Raw genomic sequence first — 20,687 nt, 5'->3', positions numbered from 1 at the left:
CCCCAGCGCATACGCGCCGGGCCAAGCCGGTGGTTGATCCTGACAACGCTTGTATCAACAGGGTGATTTTATTCCAAGAGTCGCGATTCGTTCCGCCGATCTGCGCGCGGGACCGAGGCGCGATTGCAACCGTGCGCCATAAGGTGCAAGACGCTTCCCACGGCGAAACGCGCCGTAAAGGGCCAGCGAGCGAGGGGCCGCAGACGTGATCTCGATGCAGGACGCCGCGTATGGATACGGGTCCGGGCCGCTTCTTTCGGGCCTGACACTGGAGCTTGCGCCGGGGTCGTTCCACTTCCTGACCGGACCGTCCGGCGCCGGAAAGACCACTTTCCTCAAGCTCTGCTACGCCGAGCTTCTGCCCACGGCAGGACAGGTCACGCTTCTCGGCCATGACGCGGGCGCGATCACCCGCGACAGCGTCGCCGACCTCAGGGCGCGGATCGGCGTGGTGCACCAGGATTGCCAGTTCCTCGACCACCTGCCGACCGACGAGAACATCGCGCTTCCGCTTACCGTGACGGGCCGCGCGACGCCCGCGCACCGCAACGACATCGAGGAACTCGTGTCTTGGGTGGGCCTGTCGGCGCGGTCGCGCGCGCTGCCGCCCGAGCTGTCGGGGGGCGAGCGGCAGCGGGCCGCCCTCGCCCGCGCGGTGATCATGGACCCCGACGTGATCCTCGCCGACGAGCCCACGGGCAACGTGGACTGGGACATGTCGCTGAGGCTTCTGCAGCTTCTGGTGGAGCTGAACCGCATGGGAAAGACCGTGGTCATCGCCACGCATGACCTTGCGCTGATCCGCGCCGCGAAAAGCCAGGTCCAGGCGCGCGTCCTGCGCATCAAGGACGGCCACGTCGCCATTGCGGGGGCCGACCTGTGAGCGTTCTGGGCGATGCCATCGCGCTTCTGCGCGGCGACGTGCAGGCGGACCGGGTCGTGCCGCGCACGGGGCAGGCCGCGCGCCTCTCGCTTCTGACGTCGGCGGCGATGGCGTTTCTCGCGGTGTTCGCGCTGGCGCTGTCGCTGGCCTCGGGACGTCTCGCCGACCGCTGGTCATCAGCGCTGGCGCAGTCCTCGACGATCCGCATTTCCGCGCCCGCGGCCGAACTGGAGGCGCAGACGCGCGCCGTTCTGTCCGTCCTCGAGCAGACGCCCGGCATCGCGGCGGCGCGAACCGTGACCGACGAGGAACAGCGCGCGCTTCTGACACCGTGGTTCGGGCCTGAACTGCCGGTGGAGGACCTGCCGATCCCGCGCCTGATCGAGGTGGTCGAGACGCCCGAGGGCTACGACGCCGACGGCCTGCGGCAGCGCCTCGCCGCCGAGGCGCCCGGCGCGGTCGTGGACGACCATACGCGCTGGCGCAGGCCACTGGTCGAGGCGGCTGGCGGCCTGAGGCTTCTTGGCTGGGCGTCGCTCGCGCTGATCGCGGCGGCTACAGGCGCCATGGTCACGCTGGCCGCGCAGGCCGCCCTTTCTGCGAACGAGCAGGTGATCCGCGTCCTGCGGCTCGTCGGCGCGCGCGACGCCTACATCGCGCGCGCCTTCGTGCGCCGCTTCACGCTCAGGGCGCTGTCCGGCGCGGCGGCGGGCACGGCGGCCGGCATGATCGGCGTGGCGTTCCTGCCGCGGGCCGACGAAACCGCGTCGTTCCTGACCGGCCTCGGCTTTTCCGGGGCGGGGTGGCTGTGGCCGCTCGCGATCCCGCCGCTCGCGGCGCTCGTGGCCTTCGGCGCGACACGCGTCGCGGCCTTCCGCACGCTCAGGGGGCTGCAATGATCCAATGGCTCAGGTCGCTGGCCTTCGTGGCCCAGATGTACGCGATGATGGCGGTGATGGCGCTGTGGTTCACGCCCTGGGCCATCGTCGACCGCCGCGGCGCCTTCGCCGGGGTGCGCACCTATTGCCGCTGGGTGCGCTGGACGGCCGGCTGGATGGTCGGGCTGAAGACCGACGTGCGCGGAACGCCTCCGACGGGCGAGGTCCTCGTGGCGTCCAAGCACCAGAGCTTCCTCGACATCATCATGATCGTCTCGGTCCTGCCGCGGCCGAAGTTCATCATGAAGAAGCAGCTGAAATGGGCGCCGATCCTTGGGTGGTACGCGCTGAGGATCGGCTGCGTTCCGGTCGACCGGGGCAAGCGCGCGCAGGCGATCCAGCAGATGAAGGCGGGCGTGAAGGCCGGCGTGCAGGAGCCGGGGCAACTGATCATCTATCCGCAGGGGACCCGCGTCGCGCCCGGCGTGAAGGCGTCCTACAAGATCGGCACCGCGATCCTCTACGAGCAGACCGGACAGCCCTGCGTCCCGGCCGCGACGAACGTGGGCGTGTTCTGGCCGCGCACCGGCATCTACCGCAAGCCCGGTGTCGCCGTGGTGGAGTTCCTCGACCCGATCGAGCCCGGCCGCACGACGACGGACTTCATGCAGGACCTCGAGGCCCGGATCGAGACGGCGTCCGACCGGTTGATGAAGGAGGCCGGATTCCATGCGCACGATTGACGACATCGAGACGCTGCAGGCGCTCTACGACGCGCCAGCAGTCAATTCGCTGAAGAAGGTGACGCCTCGGATCACGCCGCTTTACCGGCGCTGGATCGAGACGTCGCGCTTCTGCATCCTGACGACCGTGGGCCCCGAGGGCACGGATGCCACGCCGCGCGGCGACGACGGGCCGGTGGTGCGGATCGTGGACAAAACGACGCTGTGGCTTCCGGACTGGCGGGGCAACAACCGTCTCGACAGCCTGCGCAACATCGTGCGGGACAGCCGCGTGTCGCTTCTGTTCATGGTTCCGGGATCGAACAACGTCGTGCGCGTCAACGGCACGGCCGTCCTGACCGACGACGAGGCCGTCACGGCACAGTTCGACCAGCAAGGCAAGCACCCGCGCAGCGTCACGGTGATCACGGTCGGCGAGATGTATTTCCAGTGCGCCAAGGCGCTCATGCGCTCGGGGCTGTGGTCCCGTGACGACGCCGCCGGGTTGCCGACGGCCGGCCAGTTCGTGAAGGAGCAGGTCGCGGACTTCGACGCCGACACCTACGACACCGGCTACGAGGACTACGCCCGCCCGCGCATGTGGTAGGCCCCGCGTCGTCCCGGCAGGGTCGTCGAGGGGACCCCTCAGACCCAGCCGAAGGCCGACAGGGATACGTCGGCGTCGTGGTCGCGGCCATAGGCGACAAGGCCCAGCGACCTGATCTCGGCAGGGCGGGGCCGTGACGGCAACAGACGCCCCGACGCCGCGAAATCCGCCCAGTCGAGCGTCACGTCCCGCCACTGCGAAGACGTCTCGAACCGCGCCTGGTAGTATTGCCACGGAAGCCGGGTGCGGGTCGTGCGCAGGTGGATGAAGTAGGCCTCGCCGTTGCCCCGGACCCTGATGCGCAGGCCGCGCGCGCCATCGGGGGCGCCGTCGATCTCGGTCCGGGTCTGGATGAAGCCGCCGCGGTTGCGGGTCGAGACGTGGCCACGCAACCTGAGCGCGCCGTCTTCGAGCGTGGCCGACCCCTCCGAGACGCCACCCATGACGGTGTCCGCGAGGTAGGTCCAGCTGGCATCCGTGACCGGGATCATGTCTCGCGGCGCTCCCCGTGTTGCGTCGGGCACCCCCGTGAGGAGGAAGGCCGCGCCGCCGGCAAGGGCCGCGCGGCGCGCGATCACGCCGCGAGGCCCTTGGACCCCATGTTCAGGAACTTCCTGCGGCGCGACGCGACAAGCTTCGTTCGGTCGGCGTCCTTCAGATCGGCCAGCATCGAGCGCACGGCCTTGCCGACCTCGGAAATGGCGGCCTCGCGGTCGCGCTGCGCTCCGCCGAGCGGCTCCTTGATCACCAGGTCGCAGACGCCAAGCTTGTGCAGGTCCTGCGCGGTGAGCCTGAGCGCCTCGGCCGCCTCGCGCATCTTCTCGGCGTCCTTCCAGAGGATCGAGGCGCAGCCCTCGGGCGAGATCACCGAGTAGACCGAGTGTTCCAGCATCGCGAGACGGTCGGCGGTGGCGAAGGCAACCGCGCCGCCCGAGCCGCCCTCGCCGATGATGACCGAGATCAGCGGCACGCCGATCTGCAGGCATTTCTCGGTCGAGCGTGCGATGGCCTCGGACTGCCCGCGCTCCTCGGCGCCCTTGCCGGGATAGGCGCCGGGCGTATCGACAAGCGTCACCACCGGAAGTCCGAACCTGTCGGCAAGGTCCATCAGGCGCACGGCCTTGCGGTAGCCCTCGGGACGGGCCATGCCGAAGTTCCGCTCGATCCGGGTCCGGGTGTCATGGCCCTTCTCGTGGCCGATCACCACGACCGGCACGTCGTCGAACCGCGCCAGCCCGCCCATCACCGCATGATCGTCGGCGAAGTTCCGGTCCCCGGCCAGCGGCGTGAACTCGGTGAACAGCGCGTCGATGTAGTCCGAGCAATGCGGCCGCTGGGGATGTCGCGCCACCTGGCATTTCCGCCACGGCGACAGGTTCCGGTAGAGGTCGCGGAGCATGTCCGCCGCCTTCTTGTCGAGGGCGGAGGCCTCCTGTTCGACGTCCATTTCCTTGTTGCGCCGGGCAAGGGCACGAAGCTCTTCCGCCTTGCCCTCGATCTCGGCCAGCGGTTTCTCGAAATCGAGATAATTCGTCATCGCGTCGCGCACCCTCGCTCATCCGGCAGGCAGTATATGAAGGCGCGCGCGACGGGATGCAACTGACGCGTCGCCGCCGGCCGCCACGGCGGGCTAGCCGGCCGCGATCATCTCGGACTGCCGCACGATCACCTCGGCCTGCTTGATCGAGGCGATGTCCACGAGGCGGCCCTTGTAGACGGTCGCCCCCGCGCCGCTCGCCTTGGCCTCCTCCATCGCGGCAAGGATCTCGCGCGCCTCGCTCACGGCCTCCTCCGAGGGGGTGAAGACCTCGTTGGCGAGCGCGACCTGCCTTGGGTGGATCGCCCATTTGCCGACCATCCCCAGCGTCGCCGAGCGGCGCGCCTGCGCGCGGAACCCCTCGTCGTCGGAAAAGTCGCCGAAGGGCCCGTCGACGGGCAGGACGCCGTGGGTCCGGCAGGCCGCGACGATGGCCGCCTGCGCCCAGTGCCAGGGGTCGGAATAGTGCCGCTGGCCCGCGTGATGCATGTAGTAGTTTTCCTGCGTCCCGCCGATGCCGGTGGTCTGCATGCCCATCGAGGCCGCGAAGTCCGCCGCGCCAAGGCTCATGGCCTGCAGCCGGGACGAGGCGGCGGCGATCTCCTCGACATAGGCGATGCCCGCGGCGCTTTCGATGATGACCTCGAAGCCGATGCGCTTCTGCCGCCCCATCGCCGCCTCGATGGACGATACCAGCGCATCGACCGCATAGATGTCCGAGGCGCAGCCGACCTTGGGGATCATGATGATGTCGAGCCGTTCGGAGGCCTGCTCGAGCAGGTCCACCACGTCGCGATACCACCACGGGCTGTCGAGCCCGTTGATCCGCACGCTCAGCGTCTTGCGGCCCCAGTCGACGGCGCCGATGGCCTCGATCACGTTGGCGCGCGCCGCCGCCTTGTCGTCTGGGGCGACCGAATCCTCGAGGTCGAGGTTGATCACGTCGGCCTCGGACCCCGCCATCTTCTCGAAGATCGAGGGCCGCGAGCCGGGGCCGAAAAGCTGGCAGCGGTTCGGGCGGGCGACGGGTTGCGGCTGGATGCGGAAGCTCATGCGGATTCCTTCGCGAAAGTATGTTTCGTATTTTGCTCCCCACGGGATAGATTGCTGCGCCGGCGAACGCAAGCGCTGCATCGCGGCATCAGCGGCGGCGGTTCTTCCGTCGGCGATGCGCGACCTCGGTCGGGATCAGGATCAGGGCGGCAGACGCCCCCATGATCGCGTCGAGACCCGGCGAGCCGAAGCTCCACCCGAACATCACCCGCACCATGAAGACGACGACCACTGCGCCGAGCGCGATGAAGATCGAGGGCAGCACGCCGTTGTGGCTGAACCCCCACTTCTCGAACAGGTAGCCGACGATGCCCGCGATCATCATCGATCCGAAGAAGGCGAAGATCCCCATGTCACCCCTCCCCGATGCGCGTTCCGGCTGCGAGGCGCGCGCCGCGCAGCCAGTCCGCCGCGTCCATCGGCGGTTTTCCCTCGGGTTGGAGGCGCGTGATCTCGACGGCGCCCTCGCCCGCCGCCACCGTCAGCCCCTCCAGCACGGTTCCGGGCGCACCAACGCCCTCTGCGGCCCGCGCCCCAAGAAGCTTCACGCGCTTGCCGCCGATCAGCGTCCACGCGCCGGGAAAGGGCGACAGGCCGCGGATCGTCCGCGCGATCCCCTCCGCGGGCTGCGTCCAGTCCACGCGCGCCTCGGCCTTGTCGATCTTGTGCGCATAGGTGACGCCCTCGTCCGGCTGGGCCTCGGGGGCAAGCGCGCCCATCCGCTCCAGCGCCGCGAAGATGGCCTCCGCGCCCAGCGCGGACAGCCTGTCGTGAAGCTGACCGGCCGTTTCCTCGGCGCCGATGGCAAGCTCACGGCGCAGAAGGACGGGCCCGGTGTCGAGGCCGGCCTCCATCTGCATGATGCAAACGCCGGTCGTGTCGTCGCCGGCCATGATCGCGCGCTGGATCGGGGCCGCCCCGCGCCAGCGCGGCAGGAGGCTGGCGTGGATGTTGAGGCAGCCGAGGCGCGGCGCGTCCAGCACCGCCTGCGGCAGGATCAGGCCGTAGGCGACCACCACGCCCACGTCCGCGTCCAGCGCCGCGAATTCGGCCTGCGCCTCGGGCGGCTTCAGGCTGGCGGGGTGGCGCACAGGCAGGCCCAGCGCCTCGGCGCGGGCCTGCACGGGGCTTGGCCGCTCCTTCTTGCCGCGGCCCGCGGGCCGCGGCGGCTGGCAGTAGACGCAGGCGATCTCGTGCCCCGCCGCAACCAGCGCGTCGAGAACCGGCACCGAGAAGTCCGGCGTTCCCATGAAGACCACGCGCATCAGGCGCGTTTCCTTGCGCGGCGCAGAAGGATCTCGCGCCGCGTCCGGGACAGCCGATCGAATAACATGCGCCCCTCGAGGTGGTCGATCTGATGCTGGACGGACGTCGACCAGCCCGCCTCGAAGGTGCGCCGCACGCGGCCCCCGTCTTGGTCGGTGAAGGCGACGACGACCGGGGCCGGCCGCTCGATCCGGGCGCTGACGCCGGGCAGGTTCGGGCTCGCCTCTTCCCAGCCGAAGGTCTCCGGGCCCGCCGAAACGATCTCGGGATCGGCCATGCGCACGGCCTGCCCCCGCTCGGCGCCGCAATCGACGATGGCCAGGCGCAGCGAAACGCCGATCTGCGGCGCGGCGAGGCCGAGGCCCGGCATTGCTTCCATCGTGTCGATCATGTCGTCCCAGATCGCCCGGATCTCGTCGGTGATCGGACCCACGGGACCGGCCGGCGTCCTCAGGCGGCGGTCCGGCCAGGGCACGAAGGACCTAACCGGCATAGTCCGCCTCGAGCGATGCCCTCTGTTCAGGGGGCACGCGGTCGAAGGTCACGATGCCGTCGAGATGGTCGTATTCGTGTTGCGCGCAAATCGACGCGGCCCCCTCGAGCCGGGCCTCGCGCCACGAGCCGGCGGGCGTCTGCCAGCGCAGGACGATCCACCGCGCGCGCGGCACCTCGGCGGTCACGCCGGGAATGGACAGGCAGCCCTCGGGGCCGGTCAGGCTCTCGTCCGCGCGGTCCAGGATCTCGGGGTTGATGCAGACGAACGGGTCGGGCGCGCCGTCCTTCCACGTCACGTCCATGACGAAAAGGCGGATCGGACGGCCGACCTGCGGCGCGGCGAGGCCACGCCCCGGAGCCGCATACATCGTCTCGAGCATATCCTGCGCGAACGTCGCCACCCCGGAGGGATCGCCGACCGGTTCGCAGCGCAGCGACAGCACCGGATCGGGCCAGCGGCGGATTTCCAGAAGGCTCACGCGCGTTCCTTCTCGCGGGCGCGGTCGCGCTTCAGCTTGACCATCCTGCGGGTGATCAGCTGGCGCTTCAGCGGCGAGAGATAGTCGATGAAGAGCTTGCCGTTCAGGTGGTCGATCTCGTGCTGCACACAGGTCGCCCAGAGGCCCGCGAAGGTCTCTTCGGCAGGGTTCCCGTCGCGGTCCATCCAGCGCACCGTCACCTCGGCGGGTCGGGTCACGTCGGCGAAGTTCTCGGGGATCGACAGGCACCCTTCCTCATAGACCGACGTCTCGTCCGAGGCGGCGACGACCTCGGGGTTGAACATGGCCAGCGGTCGCGGGGTCGCCCCCTCCTCCTTTTCGCAGTCGAGCACGATCAGCCGGCTCGAGACGCCGACCTGCGGCGCGGCGAGGCCGATGCCGGGCGCGTCGTACATCGTCTCGAGCATGTCGTCGGCGAGCCGGCGCAGGCCGTCCGACAGGTCGGGAACCGCGTCCGCGACCTTTTTCAGGCGCGGGTCGGGATGGATCAGGATGGGCATCTTCATGAGCCTGATTTAGCGACAGCTCCGCCCTCCCGCAAGACGAGCGGGTGCGCGGCGCCGGCCGGGCTTGCGGCCGCCCGGCAAACCGCTACGTTCTGCCCGAAGTACACAAACGGAAAGACTGGCATGTTCGACGAGAAGCTCGAGCGGCGCGGAACCCATTGCACAAAGTGGGACCGCCTACAGGAAAATTGCGGCGTGGATCCCGACGAGGGGATCGCAATGTGGGTCGCGGACTCGGATTTTCGAACCGCCCCGCCCGTTCTGAGCGCGCTTCAGGCGATGGTCGATCACGGCGCGTTCGGCTACGGCTGCGACGACGCGGGCTACCGTACGGCGGTCGGCTGGTGGCAGCAGACACGCCACCGCTGGGCGATCGACCCCGACTGGATCGTCACGACCCAGGGCCTCGGGCACGCCATCGGCATGGTCTGCGAGACCTTCACGCAGCCCGGTGACGGCGTCTGCTTCTTCACGCCGGTCTACCACGAGTTCCGCAACAAGACACTGCGGGCCGAGCGCCGTCCCGTCGAGATTCCGCTGGCGCGCGAGGGCGATCGCTACGTCCTCGACTTCGACGCCGCCGACGCGGCCATGGACCCGTCGGTCAAGGTCCTGCTGTTCTGCGCGCCGCAGAACCCCTCGGGCCGGGTCTGGACCGCGGACGAGATGCGGGCCGTCGCCGAATTCGCGGCGCGACACGACCTGATCCTCGTCTCCGACGAGGTTCACGGCGACCTGGTGTTTCCCGGATCGCGGCATGTGCCGATGGGCGTCGCCGCGCCGGAACACTCCGACCGCCTCATCGCCATGAGCGCGTCATCCAAGACGTTCAACCTGCCGGGCCTTCGCACGGGCTACGCGATCATCCCTGACAACACCCTGCGCGCGGCCTACATGCGGCGCCTCTCGATGCTGGAATACGCGCCGGCCACCGTCGGCGTGACCGCGACGCAGGCGGCCTACAGCCCAGAGGGCGCGGCTTGGGTCGACGACCTCGTGGATTATCTGGATGGCAACCGCAGGGTCTTCGACGCGGGCATCGACGCGATTCCCGGCCTGCATTCCATGCCGCTCCAGTCGACATTCCTCGCCTGGGTGGACTTCGCCGGCACCGGCATGACGCCGGAGGAGATCGCGGCGCGCATCCGCGACGAGGCCAAGATCGGCGTGAGCCCAGGCCCGGGGTTCGGCGCTGGCGGCGAGTTGTTCAACCGCTTCAACCTCGCCACGCACCGCAGCGTCGTCGAAGAGGCCGTGGCGCGGATGCAGCAGGCGTTCTCAGACCTGCAGTGACCGGTCCAGCGCGGCGGTCAACTCGTCCGCCGCGCCCTGCCCCAGGATCCATCCCTCGACAGCGTCGCCCTCCCGCAGGAGCGCGTCGAGGCGCGCGGGCGGCAACCGCGACAGCGCCGCGGCGACGATCCTGACCTGCGCGCGGTCCGCGATCTCGCCGTCCAGCCGCCGCGCCGCGATCGCGTCGGCAAAAAGACCGGGATAGCACTCGGCAAGCACGACGGGCGTATCGGGCGGCTCGAACGGGGCGACGGACACCGCCGCGCCGAACCGGTCGCGCAACGCCTCGAGGCGGGCGATCCCGAGAAGCGCCTGCGACCCGACGGACCCCGCCCCCATCAGCTGGAAGCACGTCTTGGCGCGCGGGATCAGGGTCTCGATCCGGCGGCGCTCGGCGAAGGGGAAGGCCGTGTAGGCGGGCTTGCGGAACGGCAGGCCGGGAACCTCGCGCCCGACCGGGTGGCCCCAGAACGGCCCGGCATCGTCGAACAGCGCGTTGAGGCGCGCGGCGACGTCGAAGCGGTTGCTGCGGTTGCGGTCGTCGTCCTCGACCATCCGCGCGAGATTCGCCCAAAGACCCAGCGCCGCGTCCCCGCCCGTCAGCGCGCGCGCGAAGCCTGCCGGATAGGCGAAGGGAAAGTCGAACGCCGCAAGCACCCTGCGTCCGGCCGCAAGCTCGTCCCCGAGGAGGTCCGCAAGTCCGTGCATCGCCTCGGCGCGGGTCCGGCTGTAGAGTACCTCCTCGCGGCCGTTGCGCGCTATTCCGAGGAAGATCGCGTCCTTCGCCGGGCGCGCGGGCGACGGCACGGACCGGGCGGACCAGTCCACGACCACGACGGTGTCGAAGCGCCTCACGCCTTCAGCCTCGCTTCGGCGATCCGCAGGTCCTCGGGCGTGTTGACGTTGAAGAAGGCATCGGCGTCGTCGAACCGGACCGTCTGCGCGCCCACGGCGCGCGTCCAGTCGCGGACCTTCCGCGTGCCTTGGAACAGCGCCGCGTCCAGCGCCCCGGCCAGATCGACGGACCAGAGCCCGGTCGTCGGATGTGCGCCGTCCGCTGTTTCGGCGAAGGCCGCGCGCGCGCCCGCCGCCGCCAGCCTCCGCGCAAGGTCGTCTGGAAGGAAGGGCGTGTCCACCGCTACCGTCAGAACACGGGCGGCGCCCTGCGAGCCCGCCCATCGCATCGCGGCGAGAATTCCCGACAACGGCCCCAGACCGGGCCGCGCATCGGGCAGAAGGGGCAGGCCGAGCCGCTCCAGCCCAGGCGCCTCGGCCGCGTTCAGCGCGATGCGCGACACCTGCGGCGCAAGCCTCTCGACGACATGCGCGGCGAGCGGCCGCCCCGCAAGCGGCACCAGCGCCTTGCCGCCGCCGATGCGCCGTCCCGCACCGGCCGCGAGGATGACCGCGAGAGGTCGCGCGTCGTCCCCGTTCCCGCCATCCTCCCCCTCGCAGGCCATCGTCCCCCGATCCTTCGCGACTGCTGATGCACGTCATCGCGCAACGGCGTTTGCATCCCGGCACGTCCCGGTCTAACCGAGGTGCCGGCCCTTCGAAAGAACCCACTGATGCACGCCGAGACCACACCCTTGCAGGCCCTCTGGCAGGGCGCCCGGGATTCCGCCCCCTTCACCATCGTCGTGGTGCCCTTCGCGGTGCTTTTCGGCGTGGTCGGCACGGAGGCGGGCCTGAACCTTGCGCAGGTGATGGGGTTCTCGTTCCTCGTGATCGCGGGCGCCTCGCAGTTCGCGGCGCTTCAGCTGATGACGGACAACGCGCCGGTGCTGATCGTCGTGGCCTCGGCGCTGGCGGTGAACCTGCGCATGGCGATGTATTCCGCGGCCCTTGCCCCGCATCTCGGCGCGGCGCCGGTCTGGCAACGGGCGCTGATCGCCTACATGAACGTCGATCAGACCTACGCGCTTGCCGCGCAGCGCTACGAGCGCGCGCCGCCCCTGACGGTGCCGGCCAAGGTCGCCTTCTTCTTCGGCACCTGCATTCCCATCGTTCCCTTGTGGTATGCGGGCACCCTGTCGGGCGCCCTTCTGGGAAGCACGATCCCGTCCGAATGGGGCCTAGACTTCGCGGTCCCGATCACCTTTCTCGCGCTCACGGCGCCCGCGTTGCGCACCGGCGCCCATGTCACGGCGGCGGTCACGTCGGTGACGGTGATGCTGCTCCTGGCCGGATTGCCGTGGAACCTCGGGCTGCTGGTGGCGGGCCTTGCCGGCATGGCCGCCGGCGCCGAGGTCGAGCGCCGCATGACCCGCCGCGCAAGGGAGGCCACGACATGAGCTACACGGACGCGCAGATCTGGGGGGTCGTGGCGCTGCTGGGTGCGGGAACCTTCCTGATCCGGTTTTCCTTCCTCGGCCTCGTGGGCGACAGGCCGTTGCCGGAATGGCTTTTGCGGCACCTGCGCTACACAGCGGTCGCGATCCTGCCGGCGCTCGTCGCTCCGCTCGTGCTCTGGCCCCCGGCCACGGACGGGCAGCCCGAGGCCTCGCGCCTCGCCGCCGCCGCCGCGACGCTGGGCGTGGGCTATGCCACGAAGAACCCGATCTGGGGGATCCTCGCGGGGTTCGCGACCTTCCTGGGTGTCGGCCTGATCGCCTGATCCGCCTCAGACCGGAAGCGCGGTGGTCCGGAACACGGTCTTGAGCGCGAAACTGGACTGCATCTGCGCGACGTGCGGCAGCCGTGCGAGATGGCGGCGATGGATCTGCGCGAAATCCTCGGAATCTTGCGCGACGACCTTCAGAAGATAATCGGCACTTCCCGCCATGAGGTGACATTCCAGAACGTCCGGCACGCGCGCCACGGCCTTCTCGAATGCGTCCAGGATCTCGTCCGACTGTCCAGTCAGCCGGATCTCGACGAAGACGGTGGCGATGCGCCCGACGGCGCGCGGATTCAGGAGCGCGACGTAGTCCCGGATCACGCCCGACGCCTCCAGCCGCTGCACCCGCCTGTGGCAGGCGGACGGCGACAGGTGCACCTTTTCGCTCAGCTCGGCATGGGTCATGCGCCCGTGTTTCTGCAAGCTGCGCAGAATGGCGCGGTCCATGTCGTCGAGCTGCGGATTGACGAGGGATTCTTTCATTTATCGGCCCATATGCGGGAAATATTCCCGCCATTGTGACCCTCTGCGCCTGAAAGATCAAAGCAATAGATACGCGGAAGGGGCATCCTCCACCATAGAGAGGCAAGGGAGAGAACACATGAAGATCGGTTGCCCGAAGGAGATCAAGGCGCAGGAATACCGCGTCGGCCTGACACCCGCCGCCGCGCGCGAGGCCATCGTTCATGGCCACGACGTGCTGGTGGAAACCGGCGCGGGGCTCGGCGCGGGCTTCGAGGACGAGGACTACCGCAGCGCCGGGGCGCGCATCGCAGCCAGCGCCGACGAGGTCTTCGCCGAGGCGGACATGATCGTGAAGGTGAAGGAGCCACAGAGCGTCGAGCGCAAGCGCCTCCGCAAGGGGCAGGTCCTGTTCACCTACCTGCACCTCGCCCCCGATCCCGAGCAGACGCGCGACCTTCTGGACAGCGGCGTCACCGCGATCGCCTATGAAACCGTCACGGACGCGGCGGGCGGCCTGCCGCTTCTGGCGCCGATGTCGGAGGTCGCGGGGCGTCTCGCGCCGCAGGTCGGCGCATGGGCGCTGCAGAAGGCCAATGGCGGGCGCGGCGTCCTCATGGGCGGCGTGCCGGGCGTGGGCCCCGCCGAGGTCGTCGTGATCGGCGGCGGCGTGGTCGGCACGCAGGCCGCACGCATCGCCTCGGGCATGGGGGCCGACGTGACGGTGCTGGACCGTTCGCTGCCGCGGCTTCGATACCTCGACGACGTCTATCGCGGCGCCTTCAGGACGCGCTACGCCAGCGCCGACACGACCGCGCAGCTTGTCGCGACGGCAGACCTCGTGATCGGTGCCGTCCTAATCCCCGGCGCGGCCGCACCGAAGCTCGTCAGCAGGGCGCAGCTGTCCTCGATGAAGCGCGGCGCGGTGATCGTGGACGTCGCCATCGACCAGGGCGGATGTTTCGAGACGTCGCACGCGACCACGCACGAAGATCCGATCTACGAGGTCGACGGGGTCGTTCACTACTGCGTCGCCAACATGCCCGGCGCGGTGGCGCGCAGTTCGACCATCGCGCTCGGCAACGCCACGATGCCGTTCATGATCGCGCTGGCCGACAAGGGCTGGCGCGAGGCCTGCCGGCAGGACGCGCATCTGCTCGCCGGGCTGAACACGCATGACGGCAGGCTGACGAACTACGCCGTCGGCCACGCGCTGGGGATTGACGTGACCTCGCCCTCGCTCATCGTGAAGGGCTGAGGGCTCAGGCCGGCGTCCACCTGATGGAGAAGCCGATGGAGGGGACCTGTTCGCTTGGTCCCTTCCCGGTCCTCGCGACCTCGATCATGGCGGGCGACATGAACCGGGCGCGATCTCAGCGGAAGTCGCGGACCGGGCGCCGCCGCCATCGTGCCTGCCTCCGATCAGGACTTCTTCAGCGCGTCGCGGATCTCCATCAGGATATCGAGCTCGGTCGGCCCTTTCGGTTCTTCCGCCGCGGGCTTGGGCGGCTCGGCATAGCGTTCCTTGATCCGGTTGACCGACCGCACCAGCAGGAAGACCACGAAGGCCACGATCAGGAAGTTGATCAGCGCCATGACGAAGTTGCCTATGGCGAAGACCGGCGCGCCGGCCTCCTGCGCCGCGGCGATCGACGCGTAGCTTTCCCCGTCGAGCGCGTAGAACCACCCCGAGAAGTCGATTCCGCCCGTGAAGATCGCGATCACCGGGTTGATGAGGTCGCCGACGAGCGATGTCACGATGGCGGTGAAGGCCGCGCCGACGATGATGCCAACGGCCATGTCCATGACGTTGCCACGAGCGATGAAGTCCCTGAATTCCTTGATCATTGCCCTCTACCAGTCTGTCATCGCCCGCGCCGGACCGGCGAGCGTCGTCGCAAGTCAAGCGCGGGCGCGCCGTCTTTGCAAGCGGGCGCCGGTGGCGCCTCAGCCCGGAAGCCTGCCGGTCAGGGTATAGCGCAGGACGTCGACCACCTGCTCGGGCTCCTCGGCGACGACGAGCGCGGCGGCGTGCACCTCCTTCAGCGCGTGCTGGTGGTCGGGCATCGACAGCACGATCAGAGGCTTTCCCAGCGCCGCGGCGTAGCCCGCGTCGAAGGCGGCGTTCCATTGCTTGTACTTCTCGCCGAAGCGGACGACGACGATGTCGGCCATCTCGATCCCGTTGCGCGTGCGGATCGCGTTCAGCTTCGCGCCCTTGTGGTCGTGCCAGAACTTCCGATCCTCCGCGCCGAGGATCGCGACGCCGCAATCGTCGCTTGCCGCGTGATCCGTCACCGGGCCGGAAAACTCCACGTCGAGGTCTTCGGAGCCCGCGGTGATCCGCTCGCGCCAGTCGGTGTGGATCTCGCCCGAGAGATATACGTTCAACGTCATGTCTTCCGCTCCTTGCCGTCCATGTGCGGGCCCGACGGTAACGCGTCGACCGTCCCGGGCAAGTCGCTTTGCGAACCCAGCAAGCGTATGACATCCTCGTCCGTCACCTCGCCGAAATCGCGGTAATGGGCGCCGACGGCGTAGAAAGGGTCGGGCACGCGCAGGCAGATGACGCGGTCCGCTTCGGCCTCCAGGGCTGGAACGATGTCGGCCGGGGCGACCGGCACGGCGACCCAGACCTCGCGCACGCCCGCCTTGCGCATCGCCTCGACGGCCACCCGCACGGTGGCGCCCGTGGCGATGCCGTCATCGACGAGGATCGCCGTCCGCCCCTTCAGCGGGACTGGATCGCGGCCCGCGAGATAGCAGCGGCGGCGCTCGGCGATCTGGTCCAGAAGCTGCGCGATCTCGTCCTCGAAATCCGCCTCGGACAGGCCCGAAAGCGACAGGACCTGCCTGTTCCAGAGCGTCTGCGGCGAAGCGCCGTCGACCAGCGCCCCCGCCGCAAGCTCGCGCTGGCCCGGCAGACCGATCTTCTTCACGAAGACGAGGTCGAGGGGGGCGCCGAGGGCATCGGCCACGATGCGACCGAGGGGCACGCCCCCCCGCGGAAGCGCGAGTACGACCGGGTCGGGGGGCGCAGCCGCCACGACGGCTTCGGCCAGAGGCCGCGCGGCGGCTTCGCGGGTATCGAACATGGGCGGCCCCTTCCCCTAGGACGGTTTTCCCCGAAACCCGGCTGGAAGGGGACGGGTTCCGCGCCGCAGCTCCTCAGCCGCGCAGGACGCCGCCCGTCGCCTTCGAGACCTTGTCCACGATCTTCGCCGCGACCGCCTCGATCTCCTCCTCGGTCAGCGTCCGGTCGAAGGGCTGAAGCCGCACGCTCAGCGCGATCGACTTCTTGCCTTCGCCAAGGCTGCCGCCGACGAATTCGTCGAAGACCTGAACCCCGGCGATCAGGGACTTGTCCGCCCCCTGCGCCGCGTTGACCAATGCCCCGGCCTCGACCCCGGCATCGACGACGAAGGCGAAGTCGCGGTCCACGGCCTGGAAGTCCGACAGCGTGGCGGCGCCCCGGCTTGCGCTGGTGTCCTTGGGCATGGGGATCTCGGCGGGGAACAGCGTGAAGGCCATGGCAGGCCCCTTCACGTCCATCGCCCTGAGGATGCGCGGGTGCAATTCGCCGAAGACGCCAAGGACCTTCTTCGGCCCGAGACAGATCATGCCGTGACGCCCCGGATGCCACCAGCCGGGGCCGCCCCGCAGGATCTGCGCCTTCGCGGGCGCGCCCATCGCCGACAGGACCGCCTCGGCGTCGGCCTTGACGTCGAAGACATCGACGGGACGGCGCGCGCCATGCGGGTCGCGGGGGCCCGAATGGCCGACCAGAAGGCCCACGGCCTCGACGTGCTGCTCGCCCGGCTCGCCGCCGTGGAACGCGTGCCCGACCTCGAACAGGGCAAGGTCGGACATGCCGCGCGCCTGGTTGCGCGCCGCCGCCTGCAGGAGGCCGGGAAGAAGCGCGGGGCGCATGTGGCTCAGTTCCGACGAGATCGGGTTCTCGAGGCGCGTGGCCGCGTCCCCGCCCCCGAACAGCGCGGCCGAAGCTTCGTCGATGAAGCTGTAGGTCACGCATTCGTTGTAGCCGAGCGTCGCCATCGTCCGGCGCGCGGCGCGCTCTCGCTTCTGGCCCGCGGTCAGGACCGGCGCGGGCACGCCCGGCTTCGGCCGGCGCATCGGCTTCGGCTCCAGTCGGGTAAGGGAGGCGACGCGCGCTACTTCTTCTACAAGATCCGGTTCGCCCTGAACGTCGCGACGCCACGACGGGACCCAGACCTCGAGCACGTCGCCCGCGCCCGTCGCCGAGAAGCCCAGCGCGGTCAGGATGCGCACCTGTTCGGTCTTGGGGATCTCCATCCCCACGAGGCTGATGACCCGCGCGGTGTCGAGCGGATAGCTCCGCGCGGTCTTCACCGGCGCACCTGCCTCGACGACGTCCGAGGCCTCGCCGCCGCACAGCTCCAGCACCATGCGCGTCGCGGCTTCGAGGCCGGGAAGCGTGTATTCGGGGTCCACCCCCCGCTCGAAGCGGTAGCGTGCGTCGGAATTGATCTTGAGATCGCGGCCCGTGTAGGCGGTATGGACCGGGTCCCACCACGCGCTTTCGAGGAAGACGTCGACCGTCTCCTCGGTGCAGCCCGAGGCCTCGCCGCCCATGATGCCCGCGATGCTTTCGACGCCGTTGTCGTCGGAGATCAGCGTGTGGCCCGGCGCGAAGGTGTAGGTCCGGTCGTCCAGCGCCTCGAGCGTCTCGCCACCCCGCGCACGGTGCACGCGGACGGTCCCGTGCACCTTGCCGGCGTCGAAGACGTGCAGCGGACGGTTCATGTCGTAGGTGAAGAAGTTGGTGATGTCGACGAGCGCCGAAATCGGCCTCAACCCGATGGCGCGCAGGCGGTCCTGAAGCCATGCGGGGCTCGGGCCGTTCTTCACCCCACGGATCAGGCGGCCGGCGAAATGCGGCGCGACGTCGAGCGTGTCCTCGTCGATGCGCACCTCGACGGGGCACGGGAAGGCGCCCGGCACCGGCTCCACGTTGCGCGTCTTGAGCGTCCCGAGACCCCGCGCGGCCAGATCGCGCGCGATGCCGTGGACGCCAAGCGCGTCCTGCCGGTTCGGCGTGATCGCGATCTCGATCACCGGATCGACCTTGGCGGGGTCGTTCACTGCAAGCCAGTCCACGAAGCTTTGCCCGACATCGCCCGAGGGCAGCTCGATGATGCCGGAATGCTCGTCGGACAGCTCCATCTCGCGTTCCGAGGCCATCATCCCGTAGCTCTCGATCCCGCGGATCTTGCCCACGCCGATGGTCGTGTCGATGCCGGGGACGTAGACGCCGGGCTTTGCCACGACGACGGTGATCCCCGCCCGTGCGTTCGGCGCGCCGCAGATGATCTGCTTCACGCCCTCGTCGGTTTCGACCTGGCAGACGCGGAGCCGGTCGGCATCGGGATGCTTCTCGGCGCTGACCACCTTGCCGATTGTGAAATCACGCAGCCGCGCGCCGCGATCCTCGACGTCCTCGACCTCGAGGCCGAGGTCGGTCAGCGTCTCCACGATCTCCTCGACCGACGCATCGGTCTCAAGGTGATCCTTCAGCCAGGACAGGGTGAATTTCATGCGTGCAGGCTCCGTCGCGCGGTTCAGCGCGTTCTAGCGTCTCTGTGCGCGGTGTCCACCCGGGGAAATGGCGCGGCCCCGTCGGCCGAGGCGCATCATCGCGGCCATGCCACCGCGGCGAAGCGGCCTCGACGTGAGAAGGCGCTCACATCCCCGCGTGGACCGTCGGCACCTCCAGCGCGCTGAAGCCGTAGTGCCTGAGCCAGCGCAGGTCGCTGTCGAAGAACGCGCGCAGGTCGGGGATGCCGTATTTCAGCATCGCGATCCGGTCGATGCCCATGCCGAAGGCGAAGCCCTGCCATTCGGACGGGTCCACGCCCGCTGCCGACAGCACCTTGGGATGCACCATCCCCGAGCCCAGAACCTCGAGCCAGCCGTCGCCCTCGCCGACCTTCACGGTGCCGCCCTCGAAGGAACACTGGATGTCGACCTCGGCCGAGGGTTCCGTGAACGGGAAGTGCGAGGCGCGGAAACGGGTCCTGACCTTCGTGCCGAAATAGGCCGAGAAGAATTCCTCCAGCGTCCATTTCAGGTTCGCCATCGAGATGTCGCGGTCGATGGCCAGGCCTTCGACCTGGTGGAACATCGGCGTGTGGGTCTGATCGTAGTCGGCGCGGTAGACCCGGCCGGGCGCGATCACGCGGCAGGGCGCGCCATAGGCTTCCATGTGCCGGATCTGCACCGGAGAGGTATGGGTGCGCAGGACGTGGGGCGGGCGGTCGTCGCCCTCGGCGCGGTGCATGTAGAAGGTGTCCATCTCGGCGCGCGCGGGGTGGTGGCCGGGGATGTTCAGCGCGTCGAAGTTGTACCAGTCGGTCTCGACCTGCGGGCCTTCGGCGACGGCGAAGCCCATGTCGGCGAAGATCGCCGTGACTTCCTCGGTCACCTGGCTGACGGGGTGGATCGTGCCGGCGCGGCGGTGGCGGGCGGGCAGTGTGACGTCGAGCCATTCGGCCCTGAGCCGCTCGTCGAGGGCGGCGTCGCCAAGCGCGGCCTTCTTCGCCGAGATCGCCGCGTTGACCTCGTCCTTGAGCGCGTTCAGCGCCGGGCCCGCGACCTGACGCTCCTCCGGGGTCATCTTGCCCAGCTCGCGCATCCTGAGGCTGATCTCGCCCTTCTTGCCCAGCGCGGCGACGCGAAGCTCCTCGAGCGCGGCCTCGTCCCCGGCCTGCCCGATCCGGCCGAGCCAGTCCGATTTCAGCTGATCCAAACCGTCCATGATCCGCGCACTCCGCCGTTTTCGGGTCCGGCGCTTCCCCTACCACGCGCCGCCCGGATTGCAAGGCGGGCCGGACCCCGCAAAAGGAAAGGCCCCCGCGCGGAGATGTCCGGCGGGGGCCCGAATTCAGCCTGCGAAGCGATGGCTCAGAGCGCGGCCTTCGCCTGCGCGACGATCGCGCCGAAGGCGTCGGGCTCGTGCACGGCGAGATCGGCGAGGACCTTGCGGTCGACCTCGATCCCGGCCTTCGCCAGACCGCTGATGAAGCGCGAATACGTCAGCGCCTCGTCATGGGCGCGAACCGCCGCGTTGATCCGCTGGATCCACAGGGCGCGGAACTGGCGCTTGCGGTTCTTGCGGTCGCGGGTGGCGTACTGGTTCGCCTTGTCGACGGCCTGCGTGGCGGTGCGGAAGTTCCGCGAGCGCGCGCCGTAATAGCCTTTGGCCGCGTCAAGAACCTTCTTGTGGCGGCGATGGGTGACGGTTCCACCTTTGGTGCGGGACATGGTTCAGGCCTCCTCAGCGGTCGTAGGGCATGTAGGACTTGACGATCTTCGCGTCGGGCGCCGACAGCGTCGTCGTTCCCCGCGCGGTGCGGATGAACTTGGTCGTCCGCTTGATCATCCCGTGCCGCTTGCCGGCCTGCGCCGCCACCACCTTGCCGGTGCCGGTCACCTTGAAGCGCTTCTTGGCGCTCGACTTGGTCTTCATCTTCGGCATTTCCGTCTCCTGTTCTTGATAGAGCGGTTCGGGCGCGACTCGGCATGCCGTTCTGGCCGGTCGCACCGTTGGAGCGGGTCGCTTACATCCTAAGCGTCACACTGGCAAGCCGTCAGTTCAGCACCCGCGCCGCCACAAGGATGAAGCTGTCGGGCACGTCGGTCCATGTCAGCCCGCCTTCCGTGCGCAGGTGGACATGAACGAACAGCCCCGCCGCCACGGCCAGCCCGACGAGGCCGGGAACGGACCAGCGCCGCTCGCTCCAGCGGGCCACGACCGAGGCGATCGAGACCCCGAGGACCAGCGTCGCGGCGACGATCAGGATGTCGGCGCCGATCGCCATCGCGCC

The 20,687-nt window shown here is 69.3% G+C and carries 27 protein-coding genes; 8 read left to right on the top strand and 19 right to left on the bottom strand.

Going from position 1 to position 20,687, the window contains the following annotated elements; all coding sequences use genetic code 11:
* Window positions 1-205: 205 nt before the first annotated feature.
* The 4 genes from P6F26_RS11155 to P6F26_RS11140 are packed head-to-tail and all read left to right on the top strand — an operon-like array spanning window position 206 to window position 3,090.
* Window positions 206-883: a cell division ATP-binding protein FtsE gene (locus P6F26_RS11155; protein ID WP_278028765.1), complete on the top strand. Its 678-nt coding sequence runs from the start codon at window positions 206-208 to the stop codon at window positions 881-883.
* Window positions 880-1,782: a cell division protein FtsX gene (locus tag P6F26_RS11150; protein WP_278028764.1), complete on the top strand. Its 903-nt coding sequence runs from the start codon at window positions 880-882 to the stop codon at window positions 1,780-1,782. Before P6F26_RS11155 ends, P6F26_RS11150 begins: the two co-directional genes overlap by 4 nt.
* Window positions 1,779-2,504, top strand: coding sequence for a lysophospholipid acyltransferase family protein (locus P6F26_RS11145; RefSeq protein WP_278028763.1), 726 nt, complete (start codon window positions 1,779-1,781; stop codon window positions 2,502-2,504). The genes P6F26_RS11150 and P6F26_RS11145 overlap by 4 nt, the downstream gene beginning before the upstream one ends.
* Entirely contained in the window at window positions 2,491-3,090 is a 600-nt protein-coding gene (locus P6F26_RS11140) for a pyridoxamine 5'-phosphate oxidase family protein (protein WP_278028762.1), read from the top strand. Before P6F26_RS11145 ends, P6F26_RS11140 begins: the two co-directional genes overlap by 14 nt.
* Window positions 3,091-3,128: 38 nt before the next feature.
* Here the strand turns inward: P6F26_RS11140 and P6F26_RS11135 are convergent, their stop codons facing one another.
* From P6F26_RS11135 to def (P6F26_RS11100), 8 genes are all read right to left on the bottom strand, one after another.
* Window positions 3,129-3,581, bottom strand: a complete 453-nt coding sequence (locus P6F26_RS11135; RefSeq protein WP_278028761.1) for a CIA30 family protein — start codon at window positions 3,579-3,581, stop codon at window positions 3,129-3,131.
* Between the two features lie 83 nt (window positions 3,582-3,664).
* On the bottom strand, window positions 3,665-4,627 hold the full coding sequence (locus P6F26_RS11130; protein ID WP_278028760.1) for an acetyl-CoA carboxylase carboxyltransferase subunit alpha: 963 nt from the start codon (window positions 4,625-4,627) through the stop codon (window positions 3,665-3,667).
* A gap of 93 nt (window positions 4,628-4,720) precedes the next feature.
* Window positions 4,721-5,680 carry an L-malyl-CoA/beta-methylmalyl-CoA lyase gene (locus P6F26_RS11125; protein ID WP_278028759.1) on the bottom strand — a complete coding sequence of 320 codons (960 nt, stop codon included), beginning with the start codon at window positions 5,678-5,680 and terminating at the stop codon, window positions 4,721-4,723.
* Window positions 5,681-5,768: 88 nt separating this feature from the next.
* Window positions 5,769-6,032 (bottom strand): hypothetical protein, encoded by a 264-nt coding sequence (locus P6F26_RS11120; protein WP_278028758.1) that lies wholly within the window; start codon window positions 6,030-6,032, stop codon window positions 5,769-5,771.
* Between the two features lies 1 nt (window position 6,033).
* Window positions 6,034-6,945, bottom strand: a complete 912-nt coding sequence (gene fmt, locus P6F26_RS11115) for a methionyl-tRNA formyltransferase (protein WP_278028757.1) — start codon at window positions 6,943-6,945, stop codon at window positions 6,034-6,036.
* Window positions 6,945-7,439, bottom strand: coding sequence for a peptide deformylase (locus tag P6F26_RS11110; protein ID WP_278028756.1), 495 nt, complete (start codon window positions 7,437-7,439; stop codon window positions 6,945-6,947). The genes fmt and P6F26_RS11110 overlap by 1 nt, the downstream gene beginning before the upstream one ends.
* A complete protein-coding gene (gene def, locus P6F26_RS11105; protein WP_278028755.1) occupies window positions 7,429-7,920 on the bottom strand; it encodes a peptide deformylase in 492 nt (163 codons plus the stop codon). Before def (P6F26_RS11105) ends, P6F26_RS11110 begins: the two co-directional genes overlap by 11 nt.
* On the bottom strand, window positions 7,917-8,447 hold the full coding sequence (gene def / locus P6F26_RS11100) for a peptide deformylase (RefSeq protein WP_278028754.1): 531 nt from the start codon (window positions 8,445-8,447) through the stop codon (window positions 7,917-7,919). The genes def (P6F26_RS11105) and def (P6F26_RS11100) overlap by 4 nt, the downstream gene beginning before the upstream one ends.
* Window positions 8,448-8,570: 123 nt before the next feature.
* On the opposite strand from def (P6F26_RS11100), the gene P6F26_RS11095 reads away from it, so the two are divergent.
* A complete protein-coding gene (locus tag P6F26_RS11095) occupies window positions 8,571-9,740 on the top strand; it encodes a MalY/PatB family protein (RefSeq protein ID WP_278028753.1) in 1,170 nt (389 codons plus the stop codon).
* Here the strand turns inward: P6F26_RS11095 and P6F26_RS11090 are convergent.
* Both P6F26_RS11090 and mobA read right to left on the bottom strand, forming a co-directional pair.
* The gene (locus P6F26_RS11090) at window positions 9,726-10,595 is read right to left on the bottom strand and encodes a hypothetical protein (RefSeq protein WP_278028752.1); all 870 of its coding nucleotides are present in this window, start codon (window positions 10,593-10,595) and stop codon (window positions 9,726-9,728) included. The two genes, P6F26_RS11095 and P6F26_RS11090, sit on opposite strands and share 15 nt — an antisense overlap.
* Complete coding sequence (gene mobA / locus P6F26_RS11085) at window positions 10,592-11,200, bottom strand: molybdenum cofactor guanylyltransferase MobA (RefSeq protein ID WP_278028751.1); 609 nt, start codon at window positions 11,198-11,200, stop codon at window positions 10,592-10,594. The genes P6F26_RS11090 and mobA overlap by 4 nt, the downstream gene beginning before the upstream one ends.
* Before the next feature lie 108 nt (window positions 11,201-11,308).
* On the opposite strand from mobA, the gene P6F26_RS11080 reads away from it, so the two are divergent.
* Window positions 11,309-12,034: an AzlC family ABC transporter permease gene (locus P6F26_RS11080; RefSeq protein ID WP_278028750.1), complete on the top strand. Its 726-nt coding sequence runs from the start codon at window positions 11,309-11,311 to the stop codon at window positions 12,032-12,034.
* On the top strand, window positions 12,031-12,357 hold the full coding sequence (locus P6F26_RS11075) for an AzlD domain-containing protein (protein ID WP_278028749.1): 327 nt from the start codon (window positions 12,031-12,033) through the stop codon (window positions 12,355-12,357). The genes P6F26_RS11080 and P6F26_RS11075 overlap by 4 nt, the downstream gene beginning before the upstream one ends.
* 6 nt (window positions 12,358-12,363) lie before the next feature.
* Here P6F26_RS11075 and P6F26_RS11070 read toward each other — a convergent pair whose 3' ends face one another.
* Window positions 12,364-12,843 carry an Lrp/AsnC family transcriptional regulator gene (locus P6F26_RS11070; RefSeq protein WP_278028748.1) on the bottom strand — a complete coding sequence of 160 codons (480 nt, stop codon included), beginning with the start codon at window positions 12,841-12,843 and terminating at the stop codon, window positions 12,364-12,366.
* A gap of 118 nt (window positions 12,844-12,961) precedes the next feature.
* On the opposite strand from P6F26_RS11070, the gene ald reads away from it, so the two are divergent.
* On the top strand, window positions 12,962-14,080 hold the full coding sequence (ald, locus tag P6F26_RS11065; RefSeq protein ID WP_278028747.1) for an alanine dehydrogenase: 1,119 nt from the start codon (window positions 12,962-12,964) through the stop codon (window positions 14,078-14,080).
* A gap of 164 nt (window positions 14,081-14,244) precedes the next feature.
* On the opposite strand, the gene mscL is transcribed toward ald, so the two are convergent.
* From mscL to P6F26_RS11025, 8 genes are all read right to left on the bottom strand, one after another.
* On the bottom strand, window positions 14,245-14,670 hold the full coding sequence (gene mscL / locus P6F26_RS11060) for a large conductance mechanosensitive channel protein MscL (protein WP_278028746.1): 426 nt from the start codon (window positions 14,668-14,670) through the stop codon (window positions 14,245-14,247).
* A gap of 99 nt (window positions 14,671-14,769) precedes the next feature.
* Window positions 14,770-15,219 (bottom strand): YtoQ family protein, encoded by a 450-nt coding sequence (locus P6F26_RS11055; RefSeq protein ID WP_278028745.1) that lies wholly within the window; start codon window positions 15,217-15,219, stop codon window positions 14,770-14,772.
* The gene (locus P6F26_RS11050) at window positions 15,216-15,917 is read right to left on the bottom strand and encodes a phosphoribosyltransferase (protein ID WP_278028744.1); all 702 of its coding nucleotides are present in this window, start codon (window positions 15,915-15,917) and stop codon (window positions 15,216-15,218) included. Before P6F26_RS11050 ends, P6F26_RS11055 begins: the two co-directional genes overlap by 4 nt.
* A gap of 73 nt (window positions 15,918-15,990) precedes the next feature.
* Window positions 15,991-18,399 (bottom strand): phenylalanine--tRNA ligase subunit beta, encoded by a 2,409-nt coding sequence (pheT, locus tag P6F26_RS11045; protein WP_278028743.1) that lies wholly within the window; start codon window positions 18,397-18,399, stop codon window positions 15,991-15,993.
* Between the two features lie 145 nt (window positions 18,400-18,544).
* A complete protein-coding gene (gene pheS, locus P6F26_RS11040; protein WP_278028834.1) occupies window positions 18,545-19,609 on the bottom strand; it encodes a phenylalanine--tRNA ligase subunit alpha in 1,065 nt (354 codons plus the stop codon).
* Window positions 19,610-19,764: 155 nt separating this feature from the next.
* Window positions 19,765-20,124, bottom strand: a complete 360-nt coding sequence (gene rplT, locus P6F26_RS11035; RefSeq protein WP_278028742.1) for a 50S ribosomal protein L20 — start codon at window positions 20,122-20,124, stop codon at window positions 19,765-19,767.
* A gap of 13 nt (window positions 20,125-20,137) precedes the next feature.
* Complete coding sequence (gene rpmI / locus P6F26_RS11030; RefSeq protein WP_278028741.1) at window positions 20,138-20,338, bottom strand: 50S ribosomal protein L35; 201 nt, start codon at window positions 20,336-20,338, stop codon at window positions 20,138-20,140.
* Between the two features lie 112 nt (window positions 20,339-20,450).
* On the bottom strand, window positions 20,451-20,681 hold the full coding sequence (locus tag P6F26_RS11025; protein WP_278028740.1) for a hypothetical protein: 231 nt from the start codon (window positions 20,679-20,681) through the stop codon (window positions 20,451-20,453).
* Window positions 20,682-20,687 lie beyond the last annotated feature (6 nt).

Origin of the sequence: Roseicyclus salinarum (genome assembly GCF_029624655.1) — a bacterium.
Taxonomy (GTDB): domain Bacteria; phylum Pseudomonadota; class Alphaproteobacteria; order Rhodobacterales; family Rhodobacteraceae; genus Roseibacterium; species Roseibacterium salinarum.
This window is presented reverse-complemented; position numbering and strand designations above follow the sequence as displayed.

Bases quoted from the DNA above. Each gene is read 5' to 3' on its own strand.
- ald (WP_278028747.1), top strand. From the start codon at position 12,962: ATGAAGATCGGTTGCCCGAAGGAGATCAAGGCGCAGGAATACCGCGTC.
- P6F26_RS11025 (WP_278028740.1), bottom strand. From the start codon at position 20,681: ATGGCGATCGGCGCCGACATCCTGATCGTCGCCGCGACGCTGGTCCTC.
- mscL (WP_278028746.1), bottom strand. From the start codon at position 14,670: ATGATCAAGGAATTCAGGGACTTCATCGCTCGTGGCAACGTCATGGAC.
- P6F26_RS11050 (WP_278028744.1), bottom strand. From the start codon at position 15,917: ATGTTCGATACCCGCGAAGCCGCCGCGCGGCCTCTGGCCGAAGCCGTC.
- P6F26_RS11055 (WP_278028745.1), bottom strand. From the start codon at position 15,219: ATGACGTTGAACGTATATCTCTCGGGCGAGATCCACACCGACTGGCGC.
- P6F26_RS11125 (WP_278028759.1), bottom strand. From the start codon at position 5,680: ATGAGCTTCCGCATCCAGCCGCAACCCGTCGCCCGCCCGAACCGCTGC.
- rpmI (WP_278028741.1), bottom strand. From the start codon at position 20,338: ATGCCGAAGATGAAGACCAAGTCGAGCGCCAAGAAGCGCTTCAAGGTG.
- P6F26_RS11080 (WP_278028750.1), top strand. From the start codon at position 11,309: ATGCACGCCGAGACCACACCCTTGCAGGCCCTCTGGCAGGGCGCCCGG.
- def (WP_278028754.1), bottom strand. From the start codon at position 8,447: ATGAAGATGCCCATCCTGATCCATCCCGACCCGCGCCTGAAAAAGGTC.
- fmt (WP_278028757.1), bottom strand. From the start codon at position 6,945: ATGCGCGTGGTCTTCATGGGAACGCCGGACTTCTCGGTGCCGGTTCTC.
- P6F26_RS11070 (WP_278028748.1), bottom strand. From the start codon at position 12,843: ATGAAAGAATCCCTCGTCAATCCGCAGCTCGACGACATGGACCGCGCC.
- P6F26_RS11120 (WP_278028758.1), bottom strand. From the start codon at position 6,032: ATGGGGATCTTCGCCTTCTTCGGATCGATGATGATCGCGGGCATCGTC.
- P6F26_RS11140 (WP_278028762.1), top strand. From the start codon at position 2,491: ATGCGCACGATTGACGACATCGAGACGCTGCAGGCGCTCTACGACGCG.
- P6F26_RS11130 (WP_278028760.1), bottom strand. From the start codon at position 4,627: ATGACGAATTATCTCGATTTCGAGAAACCGCTGGCCGAGATCGAGGGC.
- pheT (WP_278028743.1), bottom strand. From the start codon at position 18,399: ATGAAATTCACCCTGTCCTGGCTGAAGGATCACCTTGAGACCGATGCG.
- P6F26_RS11145 (WP_278028763.1), top strand. From the start codon at position 1,779: ATGATCCAATGGCTCAGGTCGCTGGCCTTCGTGGCCCAGATGTACGCG.
- P6F26_RS11135 (WP_278028761.1), bottom strand. From the start codon at position 3,581: ATGATCCCGGTCACGGATGCCAGCTGGACCTACCTCGCGGACACCGTC.
- rplT (WP_278028742.1), bottom strand. From the start codon at position 20,124: ATGTCCCGCACCAAAGGTGGAACCGTCACCCATCGCCGCCACAAGAAG.
- P6F26_RS11110 (WP_278028756.1), bottom strand. From the start codon at position 7,439: ATGCCGGTTAGGTCCTTCGTGCCCTGGCCGGACCGCCGCCTGAGGACG.
- mobA (WP_278028751.1), bottom strand. From the start codon at position 11,200: ATGGCCTGCGAGGGGGAGGATGGCGGGAACGGGGACGACGCGCGACCT.
- P6F26_RS11075 (WP_278028749.1), top strand. From the start codon at position 12,031: ATGAGCTACACGGACGCGCAGATCTGGGGGGTCGTGGCGCTGCTGGGT.
- P6F26_RS11095 (WP_278028753.1), top strand. From the start codon at position 8,571: ATGTTCGACGAGAAGCTCGAGCGGCGCGGAACCCATTGCACAAAGTGG.